Raw genomic sequence first — 13,106 nt, 5'->3', positions numbered from 1 at the left:
ACCCCGTCTGTGGACGGTTCGCGACCCGGTCGACGGCCGACGCCGCGGCGTACGGAAGACCACGATGTGCGCACGAGCGACCACGCGCCCGCCTACGATGGCGCCATGCCCCGTCCCACCGCGGCTTTCTTCGATCTCGACAAGACGATCATCGCGAAGTCGAGCACGCTTGCCTTCAGCAAGCCCTTCCAGGCCGGCGGGCTGATCAGCCGGCGAGCGATGCTGCGCAGCACCTACGCCCAGTTCGTCTACCTCGTCGGCGGCGCCGACCACGACCAGATGGAGAAGATGCGCCGCTTCATGTCGGCGATGTGCGCGGGCTGGGACGTCGCCACCGTGCGCGAGATCGTCGCCGACACGCTGCACAACATCGTCGATCCGCTCGTCTACGACGAGGCGGTCAGCCTGATCGAGGAGCACCACCTCGCCGGCCGGGACGTCGTGATCGTCTCCACCAGCGGCTCGGAGGTCGTCGGGCCGATCGGCGAGATGCTCGGCGCCGACCGGGTCGTGGCGACCCGGATGGAGATCGTCGACGGGAAGTACTCCGGCGAGATCGAGTACTACGCCTACGCCGAGGAGAAGGCCCGCGCCATCGAGGAGCTGGCTCGTGTCGTCGGCTACGACCTCGAGAACAGCTATGCCTACAGCGATTCCGTCACCGACGTGACGATGCTGGAGGCCGTCGGCCACGCCCACGCGGTCAACCCCGACAAGGAACTCCGCAAGATCGCCGTCGAGCGCGGCTGGCCGGTGCTCGTCTTCAACAAGCCGGTCGAGCTGCGCAGCCGGGTGCCGTTCCCGCCGGCCAGGCAGACGCTGGCCGCCCTGGCCGTCGGGGGCGCCCTCGCCGCGGGCGGTGTCATGTGGGCGAACGCCCGCAAGCGGCGCGTCGACGAATAGCGGGCACACATCATCGGCGCGCGATGTCAACCCTTGTGAGTGGGCTCCGGACGGCGTACAAACGAAGACAACAACTCAAGAGTTTGCACGTGAGCCGGGTACCCACGCGGCGATCTAGCCTCTCGAAGAGGTCGCGTGTCACCGGGAATTGCCCGGGACCGCAGTTAGAACATGCACGCCTGATAGCCGAGTCTTCACGTGTCAGCGACGGCATCCGATCCCCGTGGTCGGATGCCGTTCGCATTTCCCGGCCGAGAGCTGGCCTATTCGGCCGTACGGCGCAGCGGGGACGCCTCAGCACCCGCGGCGAACGCCTCGGCGGCGTAGATCACCCACGCGTGCACGCCCCGCGGCCCGACCTCGGCGTAGGCCCGCAGGTTGGACTCGTACTGCGCGCGCAGGGCCAGGTGTCCCGCCTCGGGGACGACCAGCGACTTCGCATCGACGCCGCGCGCCACGAGCACCAGCCGCTCGAGCGCGCGGGCGACGATGCCGTTGTGCGAGGCGAAGGGCGCGGCGGTCGCGACGTCCGCGTGCACGATGGCTGCCACGAGCAGCGCCGGGGCGGCGGTGTCGGACAGCAGCAGCTCGGCGACCCCGCGCAGGCGGTCGGCGGAGGCCGCGTCCCGCGGGCGTCCCAGCGACTCGGACGGCAGCGAGCCGCCCGCGACGACCGCGTGCAGGCGGGCGATCGCCTGCAGCGGGGCAGTCCGGAGCAGCGGGGCCAGCGCCAGCTGGGAGGACGAGAGCCGCAGCGCGTCCTGGGCGATCGCGTCGCCGTCGCCGGCGCGGATCTCGGCCAGCGACGAGGCCGACCCCTCGAGCACGGCCGTGGCGTGGGCGCCGCGCAGCAGCGACTCGGCCGTCATCTCGGGTGAGGTGCGGCGCAGTCCGCGGTCGCGCAGCATCACGTCGATGCCGTCGCGCGCAGCGGCGTACGCCGATGGCACGCCTTCGAGGTCCACGAGCCAAGCGACGGGGTCGGTCATGGAGGAGGACGCTAGTAGCCTGAGCCGGATGACTGACGAGCAGCCCGACATGAAGCGGCTCTCCGGGGCCTTCGGACCCGTGGCCGAGGCCTATGACCGCGGCCGCCCCTCCTACCCCGCCGACGCGGTCGCGTGGCTGCTCGACGGCGACGCCAAGATCGTGCTGGAGCTCGGCGCGGGCACCGGCAAGCTGACCCGACAGCTCGTCGACCAGGGCCACGCCGTCTTCGCGACCGAGAAGGACCCGGCGATGCTCGCGGTGCTGCGGGAGCAGGTCCCCGAGGTGAGCGCCAAGGTCGCCGACGCCGAGCAGATCCCGGCCAACGACCGCAGTGTCGACGTCGTGGTCGCGGCCCAGGCCTTCCACTGGTTCGACCACGACCTGGCCGTGCCGGAGATGGCGCGGGTGCTCAGGCCCGGGGGCCACGTCGCGCTCGTCTGGAACTTCTTCGACAAGCGGATCCCGTGGGTGCGCAAGCTGCTCGACGTGATGGGCGAGCAGATGCACACGTCGGGCTCGCAGGAGGTCCTGGCCGAGAGCGAGCTCTTCGAGGACGTCGAGGCCAAGACCTTCGCCTTCTGGCAGGACGTCACCCGCGACACCCTCGTCGACATCGTCGCGTCCCGGTCCTACATCGCCTCGCTGCCCGCGGAGGAGCGCGAGGCCAAGCTCGACGCGGTGCGTGCGCTCTACGACGACTACGGCCGCGGCCACGACGGCATGCAGCTGCCCTATGTCGTCGAGTGCTTCCGCGCGAAGGTCATCGACCAGCGCGACGAGGCGACCGAGGTCGCAACCGAACCCGGGTCGGGCGCATCACAGGAAGGTCCGATCATTTCGGACGGCACTGACACCGACATGCTGCTGATCGACTTCCGCTAGGCAGCTCCACTGTCCCGGGGGCATCTCATGCGTCGTACGACGACACTCACCGCACTTCTGCTAGGAGCCACGCTCCTCGCCCCCACCGGCGGCGCCAACGCCGTCGGCGAGACCTGTCGCGGCGAGGCCGCGACCATCGTCGGCGCGAAGAACCAGACGGTCACCGGCACCGACGGTCGCGACGTGATCGTCACCAACGCGGCCGCCAAGGTCGACGCGGGGGCAGGTGACGACCTGATCTGCGTCACGGCGCCCTCCATGTCGGAAGGTGCCTACATCGACGCCGCCGTCGATGCCGGGCCGGGCAACGACGTGGTCGATGCCTCGGGGGCCGGGAGCACCCGGCTCAAGGCCGTCCTCGGTGCGGGCGCCGACGAGTTCCTCGGCGGCCCCTCCTACGACGTCGTCTACGGCGGCCTGCTGGCAGCCGACGGCTATGCCGGCGGCATCGACATCGAGCGCGACGTGATCGACACGGCGGGTGACATCGACGCCATCACCAGCGGCACGCCCGCCCCGGCAGGCCAGGTCACGACCACCCCGAATCCCGACGTGGTCGTCGGCGGCGAGGGAGATGACTCCCTCGGCGTCCACGGGCCACTCACGGCCGAGGGACGCATCGACGGCGGCGGCGGGCGGGACAACTTCGGCCTCGAGGTCGACGCCGCGACCTGGCAGGTCTCGACGGCCACGGGAGCCACCCGCGACGGGGTCGCCCACTCCCGCTGGACCGGGCTCGAGAGCGTCGGCATCCGCAGCGTCCAGCCGGGCGCGCGCCTCACCGTCGTCGGCGGCTCGGGCGAGGACGCCGTCTCGATCTACGGCGCCGCCGCGGCGACCTATGCCGTCGACCTGGCCGCCGGGGACGACCTGCTGGAGCTCTCGGTCGCACCCTCGACCGGCAGCAGCGTCGCGCTGGGCGACGGGCACGACAGGCTGACGACCCACACCGAGCGCGCTGTCGTCGACCTGTCCGAGGGCGTCTTCTCCCTGGACGGGTCAGCACCGTCCTCCCTCACCGGGGTGGAGGACGTCTTCGCCGAAGGCCGCGAGGCCGACCTCACCGGCGACGACGGGGACAACCGCCTCATCGGCGGGCCGTGCTCGGTGAAGCTCGACGGGCGCGGAGGCAACGACATGCTGTACCGGTTCCCCTTCGAGGGCACCCCGCCCGACTGCGTCGACGAGCCCGTCCGCCTCAAGGGCGGCGCGGGCAAGGACTTCCTGCGGGCCTCCAACAACGACGACCGGCTGTTCGGCGGTCCCGGCAGGGACAAGCTCGATGCCAGCAGCGGCAACGACCGCATCTTCGGCGACGCCGGCCGCGACGTCGGCATCGGCAGCAAGGGCCGCGACCTGTGCCGCACCGAGGTCCGCAAGTCCTGCGAGCGATGAGCACCGCACGCACCACGTCGCTGGCCGCGCTGCTGCTCGGCGCCTCGCTCGCCGTACCCACCGCCCCGGCCGCGGCCGCCGGGGAGACGTGTCGCGGTGAGGCGGCGACCATCGTCGGAGACGGCAGTCCGATCAGGGGCACCGACGGTCGCGACGTGATCGTCACCAACAACTCGCAGTCGGTCTTCCCCCGCGGCGGCGACGACCTCGTCTGCGTCACCGGCAAGCCGATGGGTGCCCGCGTCACGCGGCGCCTGACCGTCAACGCCGGTGACGGCGACGACGTCGTGGACGCGACGCTCGCGCCGCGCGGCTGGCCGGTCGAGGCCAACCTCGGTCCCGGCGCCGACGAGTTCCACGGCAGCCCGGTCTCCGACCACGACACCGTCTCCGCCGGCCCTCGGGGTGAGACCGACCGTGACGTCCTCCACGGCGGCGGCGGTCGCGACACGCTCATCAGCCACGGCGGCCCCGACGAGGTGTACGGCGACGCCGGCGGCGACTTCATCGACGCCCCCGACACCATGCCCCTCGGCGGGGTGATCGACGGTGGAGCGGCTCGGGACGCGGTGGTCCTCGACCTCGGTCGCGCCACCTGGCAGGTCGACCTGGCCACGGGGGCGACCCGCGACGACGTCCGGACCCACACGTGGTCCTCGATCGAGAAGCTGACGGCGACCCGGGCGGACGGCCACCTCATCCTCACCGGCTCCCCCGGACCCGACGAGGTCGCCGTCCTCACGCGTCGCGGCAGCATCCCGCTGGTGGACCTCGACACGGGTCGCGGGGACGACGTCGTGCAGGTCATCGGCGGCCTCGAGGACACGAGCGGGCTCGACCTCGGCCGCGGCAGCGACCAGGTCCGGCTCGAGCGCGACGGCTACCTCTCGCTGTCCCTGCGGGCCGGCACGCTGGTGATGGACGGCGTGGCCGACGTGCGCGGTGTGGAGCACGCGACGGCCTACGCCCGCGAGACCGTGCTGATCGGCAGCGACCGCCGCAACCGGCTGCGCGGGGGTCAGTGCGACACGCGGATCCAGGGTCGGGGCGGCCCCGACGACATCACCTGGGGCACGAGCACGACCATCCACATCGACTGCGAGATCGCGCGGTCCACGGTGCTCCACGGTGGCGGCGGGGCCGACACGATCGTCGGCTCCTGGGCTCCCGATCGGATCGACGCAGGCCCGGGTCGGGACACGGTGGACGGTGGTCGGGGCGCGGACCTCTGCGCATCGGCCGAGCGGCGTACGAGCTGCAAGGGCAGGCCCTAGTTGTACCCGGCCAGGACGTTGGTAGCAGCGTGCCTGGTTGAACGAACGAGAACCCCCGAGTGGGATGTGGCTTGTCTAAGGCCCACTCCAACCCGGAGGTTCTCGTGTCCCACGGTAGTGCTCGGTTGACCGTTCACGGTCGTCGACTGATCGTCCAGCGGTATCAGGCTGGCTGGCCCAAGGCCCACATCGCCGCCGCGATGGGGGTGTCTCGCAAGTGCGTGAAGACCTGGATCGACCGCTACGCCGACGAAGGCGAAGCCGGTTTGATCACGCGCTCGTCTCGACCGCACTCGATGCCGGCCAAGACCAGCGACGAGGTCGAACAGAAGGTCCTCGCTGCCCGTGTCGAGCATCGTGACGGGCCCGACGTCCTCGGTCCGAAGGTCGGGGTCTCGGCCCGGACGGTGTCACGAATCCTGCGGCGCCATGACGTGCCCTATCTGCGCGAGTGTGACCCGATCACTGGTGAGGTGATCCGGTCTTCGAAACAGACTGCTGTGCGTTACGAACGCGAGCGACCCGGCGAGCTGGTGCACATGGACGTCAAGAAGCTCGGCAAGATCCCCGACGGTGGTGGTTGGCGAGCCCACGGCCGTGGAGCCGACTCGATCCAACGCGACCGGTCCGCAAAGGTCGGCTACGACTACGTCCACTCACTCGTCGACGACCACTCCCGACTGGCCTACTCCGAGGTCCTGCTCGACGAGAAAGGCCCGACCTGCGCCGACTTCCTCGAACGCGCCATCGCCTACTTCGCTACCCACGGCATCACCCAGATCGAACGACTGATGACCGACAACGCGTGGGCGTATCGGTGGTCGCTGCGCAAAGTCTGCGCCGACCACGACATCAAGCAGAAGTTCATCAAGCCCCACTGCCCCTGGCAGAACGGGAAAGTTGAGCGCCTCAACCGGACCCTGGCCACCGAGTGGGCCTACCGCCAGGTCTTCATCAGCAACGACGACCGCGCCGCCGCTCTTGCGCCCTGGCTCGAGCACTACAACACTCAACGACGCCACAGCGCACTCGGAGGGCTTCCGCCGATCAGCCGGCTGCTACCAACCTGATGGCCGGGTACACCTAGTCGGGCGGCTCCTCCTCGTCCAGCTTGCTGAAGATGCCGCCCAGCTCGACGCCCGCGAGCTTCATCGCCTCGTTGATCAGCCGGTGACCACCCGCGTGCTCCTCGGGGGCGAACCAGAAGTCCTCCCAGGACAGCACTCCTTCACGCACGCGGCGATTGAGCGATCGGTACTCCACGGGTGCGGCGTCGCGACCGGTGATGGCGTGGAGGGTCGCTGCTAGCGAGGGGTCCAACCCCTCCTCACGTTCGCGGACGCGACTCTCCTCGAGAGCCACGTCGATCTCCTCGAGGAAGCCCAGCATCCGGCGCTCGGAGTCGTCCGCCGCCATGTTCCGCAGGAGTTCGCCCATCTCCGCGCGGGGTGGTTGCGGGGTGGAGGCGTCGTACATGTCCATGTCAGGCGCCTCTCGGCTTTCCCTCGGCGGGTGGCGCATACAGGGGGGAGGGCAATGACTTGCGCCAGGTCTCATACATTTCGTAGTAGCGCTTGCTGGACACGCCCGGCTCCGGCGCATCCAGCCAGTTCTGGGAGTAGTCGACCTGTCCGGTGATCGGGTTGCGCGGCACGTTCAGCGACGGGTCGCCGGGAATGTAGGGCAGGTGCGCCATGCCTGGCGGGGGTGTCACACACGCCTCGGCCCACGAGGGGTGGACATATCCGCTGTTGTTGACGAGGTCGTCGCTCTTGTCGTCGATCGCCTCCTCCGCGGCCTTGCCCTCCTCGGTCTCACTGAAGTCGGGCTTCACATCAGTGAGGTTGTTGGACACGTCGCTCAGGTCAGGAGCCTTGATGTCACTCAGCGGTGAGCCGAGAGCCACCGTCGGCAGCTGCTTGACCATCTCGGTGACCTTCTTGAAGGCGTCGAGGCGATCGGCCTGGGTCTGCGCCCACGTCTCGATCTCTGCCTTGAGCTCGAAGCACTTGTCGATCGTGGCGATGCACCACTTCACGTCATCGACCACGTCGGTGATCACGGACAGGCCGTGTTGGGCCAGATCCTTGATCAGTAGTGCGGCTGAGGCCCAGCCACCCAGGAAGCGCTTGCCCACGACCTTCGCCAGCTTGAGAAGCTTCTTGCCCATCTCGATGAGCATCTTCTCGACCTGGATCGCGATCTTCTCCGACACCTTGGCGATCGAGTTGAAGACGATCGATCCGGAGGAGACCGCGCTGCCGACGCCCGACATCACCAACTTGTAGGCAGCCAACTGCCCGGCGAAGGCGAGGTTGGTCTCGCCCTTGAAGGCGAGCGTGGAGGTGAGCGCCAAGGTCCCGAAGTTGTCGCCCCAGGCGTCCATCCCCTTCTTCAGGGTCTTGCACGCAGCGTCGTTCTGCTGGATTCGGTAGTAGTTCCCCGACAACGGGAACACGACATACTCGTCAAGGCTCTTCTCGGTCAGCCGCGGCAGTCGCTCGCTGCGACCGGCGTCCGACAGCCAGCCGTTCACCTTGTCGATCCCGGTGTTGCACTTGTCGCGGACGGAGTCGAAGCCGTCGCGGATCTCGCCGTAGGTCTTGTCGTGGCCCTTCAGTTGCTGCTTTCCCTCTGGAGGCTCGACGAGAATGTCGGACAGCTCCTTGAGGTCACCCAACCGTGCCGCCATCAGCTCTCCACCACGTCGAGATACGCCTTCAGGTAGCCCTGCCCCTGAATGCCGTCGGCCTCCTCGATTTCCTTGGCCGACACCGCCAACGATGCGACGAGCGCTTCCCAGCGCTCGTCGAAGGTCTCGCGGAGGTCTCCGAAGAGTTCGCCGCACGTGTCCATCATGTCGGCCAACGGTTTCAGCACGCACAGGTCGTAGTCGAAGCCGGACTTGTCGAAGACCTGGTCCTTCGCATATTTCTCGATCTCGCGCGCCTGGTCCCCCGCCGTCTTCAGATCCTCGAAGTACTTCGGCAGGTCATCCCACCTGATCACCAACGCGACGGCGTCGTTCGTGGTGCTGTCTCCATCACCCATGTCGGCTCTTCCTGCTCAGCTCGCGTAGACCGCGAGGATCTGTTCGGCGATTGCACCCAGGTCGTCGACAGACTTCATGTCGTCGGGAATCACCTCGGACACGGACACTTCGATCAGCCGCCCGCCGATCACCGTGCCTGCGTGGCCGGCCTCGGGAACCGGCTGGGTGGCCACGAGGCCAGGCTTTCCGCCCGGCAACTCAGCGTCACGGACTGCAAAGGCATCGGCGGGGTGGTTCCAGGTCTCTGCGTACTTCGTGAACGACTGCTTGGTCGGCTCCGATCCCCAGGTGATCTGGAACTCGACTCCGGGAAGGTCGGCGCCGCACGCCTGGATGCCCGTGGACCAGTCCGTGACCGCGGCAACCTCGGTGCCTGTGACCGCGGCCAGTTGGTCAGCGGTGATCGCGTTGCACCACTGCTTGGGCTTGTCGGGCGACAGAGCGGCTCCGGCACCTGCGACGGGTCCCTCGGCGGCCGACTCGGACAGGTCGTCCGACGACGTTTCCGAGGACGGTGCCTGGCTCGGCGCTGAGGTGCTGTCGGGGTCCGACGTCTCGTCGGAGTCATCGGTGCATCCCGCAGCAAGAACGGTGACAAGGAGGGCGGCGCACATAGGCATCAGTCGTCGCATGACAGGCACCTTCCCCACGCTGCGCGCCGTTCAAACTTCGAAAGCCTGGGGTGCCCCGAGCGATGAGGCTCCAAGGCTTTCCCGGTCGACAGCCCGAGTTCGGTCTTCACCGACGAGGTCTACAGCGAGTACGGCGAGGAGCTCGACGCGATCTTCGACCGGGCGGCGGCTCTGCTCTGCACCCGCGTGCTCAGTCGCTAGGGTCACCGCATGCGACGGTGGCGGCGTACTCACCTGGGCACGGAGGCCGACCGCGCCACGTTCCGCACCCTCCACACCGCCTCGCTGGCGGCACCGGCCCTCCGCGAGGGCCTCACCGAGGCCAGCGCCGAGCGCAGCGTGCGACACCTGCGGACCCTCCTCGGCACCCCCGCAGCGGCCCTGACCGACACCAGCGGCGTGCTCGCCTGGGAGGGCCTGGGCCACCACCACGTCGCCGAGACCACCCAGGTCATCGCTGACCTGTCCGACGGCGCGCCCACCCGGATCGCCGCGACCATTGAGTGCAGCGACCCGCGCTGCCCGGTCCGCCAGCTCGTCATCAGCCCGCTGGTCGTCGAGGAGGTGATCGTCGGCGCGCTCGTCGTCGGCGCGCCCAACGCGACCGGCAGCCTCGTGCGCGCCGCCAACGAGGTCGCCGCCTGGGTCTCCGGCCAGCTCGAGCTGGCCCGGCTCGACGACTCCCGCACCGCCCTGATGGAGGCAGAGGTGCGGGCCCTGCGCGCACAGATCAGCCCGCACTTCATCTACAACTCGCTCGGTGCGATCGCCAGCTTCGTGCGCACCGACCCCGACCGGGCGCGCGAGCTGCTGCTCGAGTTCGCCGACTTCACCCGCTACTCCTTCCGCAGCCACGGCGACTACACGACGCTGGCCGAGGAGCTCCGTTCCGTCGAGCGCTACCTGCTGCTGGAGCAGGCCCGCTTCGGTGACCGGCTCAAGGTGACGCTGCGGATCGCGCCGGAGGTGCTGCCCGTCGCCGTACCCTTCCTGTGCATCCAGCCGCTCGTCGAGAACGCCGTTCGCCACGGGCTCGAGGCCAGCGCCGACAAGGCCGACGGGGTCGGTCGGCTCTCGATCACGGCGCGTGACCTCGACCAGGAGTGCCTCATCGAGGTCGAGGACGACGGCACCGGCGAGGACCCCGAGCGGGTCCGGCGCGCCCTGGCCGGCGACGCCTCGATGGACTCCGTCGGACTCGGCAATGTCGACGCGCGGCTGCGCAACGCCTTCGGCGACGACTACGGTCTGGTGGTCGAGACGGCCCCCGGCGCCGGCACCAAGGTCATCGTCCGGGTCCCCAAGTTCGCCCCCGGAGTGCAGCTGTGAGCCCCTTGAACGTGCTCGTCATCGATGACGAGCGGCCCGCGCTCGACGAGCTGATGTTCCTGCTCGAGCGCGACCCGCGGGTCGGCCGCGTGCAGGGGTGCGACTCCGCGACCGAGGCCCTGCGGGTGCTGCAGGACCTCGTCGTCGACGCGGTCTTCCTCGACATCCAGATGCCCGGCCTCACCGGGCTCGACCTGGCGCAGGTCCTCTCCCGGTTCAAGGCGCCGCCGCCGATCGTCTTCGTCACGGCCCACGACGAGCACGCGGTGGAGGCCTTCGACCTGCACGCCGTCGACTACGTCCTCAAGCCGGTGCGCGAGGAGCGCCTCGCCGAGGCCGTGCGCCGCATCGTGGCCGCGACCGCCCCCGTCCCGAGCGGCGACACCCAGATCCCGGTCGAGCGAGGGGGCGTCACCCGCTTCATCTCCCGCAGCGAGGTCACCCACGTCGAGGCGCAGGGCGACTACGCGCGCCTGCACACGGCCCACGACTCCCATTTGGTGCGTACGCCGCTGTCGACCCTGGCCGACGACTGGGCCCAGGCAGGCTTCGTCCGGATCCACCGCTCGCTCCTCGTCGCGCTGGCCCACGTCTCCGAGCTGCGGGTCGACTCCGGGCGGGCCAGCGTCGTGGTCGGCGGCCGGGAGCTGCCGGTCAGTCGCCGCCACACCCGCGAGCTGCGCGAGCTCCTGACCCGCCAGCAACCGTGAGGGAACGCGTCCGGGTCACCGGCCCGCCCCGGCGCCGGGCACCGACCACGCATCGCTCGGGCACCCGCGAGATCGACGCCGGCACCGAGCTCGGTCGCGTCTACATGGAGTCGCTGCTGGGCGAGCAGCTGCGCCTCGCGCTGCGCATCCTCGGACTGCTCGCGGCAACCGTCGGGATCCTGCCGCTCGCCTTCCACCTCGTGCCCGGGCTCGCGGAGGTGCGGCTCGGGCCGATGCCGTTGTCGTGGCTGCTGCTCGGCTTCCTCGTCTATCCCTGGATGCTGACGCTCGGCTGGCTCTACATCCGCCGCTCGGAGGCCAACGAGCGCGACTTCGCCACGCTCGTCGAAGAGGTGGAGCGATGAGCACCGAGGTCGTCCCGGGCTTCGTCGCGGTCGTCCTCGTCACCGTCGCCACCTTGGCCATCGGCACGTGGGGGCTGCGGTTCTCGCGGACCACGAGCGACTTCTTCGTCGCCTCGCGCACGGTCCGGCCGGGGCTCAACGCGAGCGCCATCGGCGGCGAATACCTCTCCGCCGCGTCGTTCCTCGGGGTCGCCGGCCTGGTCCTCACCTTCGGTGCCGACATGCTCTGGTACCCCGTCGGCTGGACGGCGGGCTACCTCGTCCTGCTCGTGCTGGTGGCCGCTCCGTTGCGCCGCAGCGGGGCCTACACGCTGCCCGACTTCGCGGAGGCGCGGCTCGGCTCGCGCGGCGTGCGAGCGCTCTGCTCGGTGCTGGTCGTCGCCATCGGCTGGCTCTACCTCCTGCCGCAGTTCCAGGGTGCCGGGCTGACGCTGCAGGCCGCGATCGACGCGCCCACCTGGGTCGGCCCGCTCGTGGTCGCCGCCGTCGTGCTGATCAATGTCGGCTCGGGCGGGATGCGCTCGATCACCTTCGTGCAGGCCTTCCAGTACTGGCTCAAGCTCACCGCGCTGCTCCTCCCCGCCTGCGTGCTGCTGGCGGTGTGGGCCGGCGACGGCGCCCCCAACCCGACGATGGGTGCCGGGGCGGGCGCCGACTACTGGTCCCTGCCTCTCGGGGAGGGCGGCGCCCAGGGCCTCTACGTCACCTACTCGCTGATCGTCGCGACGTTCCTCGGCACCATGGGCCTCCCCCACGTGGTCGTGCGGTTCTACACCAACCCCGACGGCCGCGCGGCCCGCCGTACGACCCTCGTCGTGCTCGCCCTGCTCGGCGCGTTCTACCTCCTGCCCCCGGTGTACGGCGCCCTCGGCCGCATCTATGCCACGGACCTCGCGACGGCCGGCTCGGACGCGCTGGTCCTCGAGCTGCCGCGGCTGATGGTCGACGGCATCCTCGGCGAGGTGCTGACCGGGCTGGTCACCGCGGGCGCCTTCGCCGCCTTCCTCTCCACCTCCAGCGGGCTCTCCATCGCGGTCGCCGGGGTGCTCTCCCAGGACGTGACGGGACGCCGGTTCGGCACCCATCGCCTCTCCGGCATCGCCGCCTTCCGGGCCGGCGCGGTGATCGCGGTCGTCGTGCCCGCCTGGGTCTCGATCGCCGCGCCCGACGTCGGTGTGGCCCGCACGGTCGGGCTCGCGTTCGCGGTCGCCGCCTCGACGTTCTGCCCGCTGCTGCTCCTCGGGATCTGGTGGCGCGGGCTGACGGCCGCCGGGGCGATCGCCGGGCTCGTGGTCGGCGGGGTCGGGTCCGGTCTCGCGGTCGGCTGGACGCTGGTCACGTCCGAGACCACGGGGTGGGTCGCCGTGCTCCTCGGGCAGCCGGCGGCCTGGAGCGTGCCCGCGGCCCTCGCCACGATGGTGCTGGTGAGCCGCGCGACCCGCAGCCGGGTGCCGACGCACGCGGGTCGGTTCATGGTCCGGCTGCACACGCCGGAGTCCGTGGACCTCCAGCGCACCTGACCGTTCGTCGCGCCCAGACGACCGTTCGCCGACGCGCGCACGCCATCCGGCGAC

At 70.1% G+C, this 13,106-nt stretch carries 14 protein-coding genes; 9 read left to right on the top strand and 5 right to left on the bottom strand.

The window, feature by feature from the left end; genetic code table 11:
- Positions 1–105: 105 nt before the first annotated feature.
- Positions 106–903 carry an HAD family hydrolase gene (locus tag C9J87_RS00290; RefSeq protein WP_010831317.1) on the top strand — a complete coding sequence of 266 codons (798 nt, stop codon included), beginning with the start codon at positions 106–108 and terminating at the stop codon, positions 901–903.
- A gap of 263 nt (positions 904–1,166) precedes the next feature.
- Here C9J87_RS00290 and C9J87_RS00285 read toward each other — a convergent pair whose 3' ends face one another.
- Positions 1,167–1,892, bottom strand: coding sequence for a Fic family protein (locus C9J87_RS00285; protein ID WP_107704442.1), 726 nt, complete (start codon positions 1,890–1,892; stop codon positions 1,167–1,169).
- A 28-nt stretch (positions 1,893–1,920) separates the two neighbouring features.
- On the opposite strand from C9J87_RS00285, the gene C9J87_RS00280 reads away from it, so the two are divergent.
- From C9J87_RS00280 to C9J87_RS00265, 4 genes are all read left to right on the top strand, one after another.
- Complete coding sequence (locus tag C9J87_RS00280) at positions 1,921–2,775, top strand: class I SAM-dependent methyltransferase (protein ID WP_107704441.1); 855 nt, start codon at positions 1,921–1,923, stop codon at positions 2,773–2,775.
- A gap of 27 nt (positions 2,776–2,802) precedes the next feature.
- A complete protein-coding gene (locus C9J87_RS00275; RefSeq protein WP_107704440.1) occupies positions 2,803–4,170 on the top strand; it encodes a calcium-binding protein in 1,368 nt (455 codons plus the stop codon).
- Positions 4,167–5,444 carry a hypothetical protein gene (locus C9J87_RS00270; protein WP_107704439.1) on the top strand — a complete coding sequence of 426 codons (1,278 nt, stop codon included), beginning with the start codon at positions 4,167–4,169 and terminating at the stop codon, positions 5,442–5,444. Before C9J87_RS00275 ends, C9J87_RS00270 begins: the two co-directional genes overlap by 4 nt.
- Before the next feature lie 104 nt (positions 5,445–5,548).
- Positions 5,549–6,514, top strand: a complete 966-nt coding sequence (locus tag C9J87_RS00265) for an IS481 family transposase (protein ID WP_084622978.1) — start codon at positions 5,549–5,551, stop codon at positions 6,512–6,514.
- Positions 6,515–6,527: 13 nt separating this feature from the next.
- On the opposite strand, the gene C9J87_RS00260 is transcribed toward C9J87_RS00265, so the two are convergent.
- The 4 genes from C9J87_RS00260 to C9J87_RS00245 are packed head-to-tail and all read right to left on the bottom strand — an operon-like array spanning position 6,528 to position 9,110.
- Positions 6,528–6,926 carry a hypothetical protein gene (locus C9J87_RS00260; RefSeq protein ID WP_010831313.1) on the bottom strand — a complete coding sequence of 133 codons (399 nt, stop codon included), beginning with the start codon at positions 6,924–6,926 and terminating at the stop codon, positions 6,528–6,530.
- A 1-nt stretch (position 6,927) separates the two neighbouring features.
- Entirely contained in the window at positions 6,928–8,136 is a 1,209-nt protein-coding gene (locus C9J87_RS00255) for a hypothetical protein (RefSeq protein WP_107704438.1), read from the bottom strand.
- Positions 8,136–8,495, bottom strand: coding sequence for a hypothetical protein (locus C9J87_RS00250; protein ID WP_010831311.1), 360 nt, complete (start codon positions 8,493–8,495; stop codon positions 8,136–8,138). The genes C9J87_RS00255 and C9J87_RS00250 overlap by 1 nt, the downstream gene beginning before the upstream one ends.
- A gap of 15 nt (positions 8,496–8,510) precedes the next feature.
- On the bottom strand, positions 8,511–9,110 hold the full coding sequence (locus C9J87_RS00245) for a hypothetical protein (protein ID WP_010831310.1): 600 nt from the start codon (positions 9,108–9,110) through the stop codon (positions 8,511–8,513).
- Between the two features lie 228 nt (positions 9,111–9,338).
- On the opposite strand from C9J87_RS00245, the gene C9J87_RS00240 reads away from it, so the two are divergent.
- The 4 genes from C9J87_RS00240 to C9J87_RS00225 are packed head-to-tail and all read left to right on the top strand — an operon-like array spanning position 9,339 to position 13,052.
- Complete coding sequence (locus tag C9J87_RS00240; protein ID WP_010831309.1) at positions 9,339–10,457, top strand: sensor histidine kinase; 1,119 nt, start codon at positions 9,339–9,341, stop codon at positions 10,455–10,457.
- Positions 10,454–11,167, top strand: a complete 714-nt coding sequence (locus tag C9J87_RS00235; RefSeq protein WP_198016925.1) for a LytR/AlgR family response regulator transcription factor — start codon at positions 10,454–10,456, stop codon at positions 11,165–11,167. Before C9J87_RS00240 ends, C9J87_RS00235 begins: the two co-directional genes overlap by 4 nt.
- A complete protein-coding gene (locus C9J87_RS00230) occupies positions 11,164–11,532 on the top strand; it encodes a hypothetical protein (RefSeq protein WP_107704437.1) in 369 nt (122 codons plus the stop codon). The genes C9J87_RS00235 and C9J87_RS00230 overlap by 4 nt, the downstream gene beginning before the upstream one ends.
- The gene (locus C9J87_RS00225) at positions 11,529–13,052 is read left to right on the top strand and encodes a sodium/solute symporter (RefSeq protein WP_010831306.1); all 1,524 of its coding nucleotides are present in this window, start codon (positions 11,529–11,531) and stop codon (positions 13,050–13,052) included. The genes C9J87_RS00230 and C9J87_RS00225 overlap by 4 nt, the downstream gene beginning before the upstream one ends.
- Positions 13,053–13,106: the final 54 nt, after the last annotated feature.

It is taken from the genome of Nocardioides allogilvus (assembly GCF_003047285.1).
GTDB classification, from domain to species: Bacteria; Actinomycetota; Actinomycetes; order Propionibacteriales; family Nocardioidaceae; genus Nocardioides; species Nocardioides allogilvus.
The sequence above is the reverse complement of the archived record's forward strand: the minus strand, read 5'-3'. Positions and strand labels throughout refer to the sequence as shown.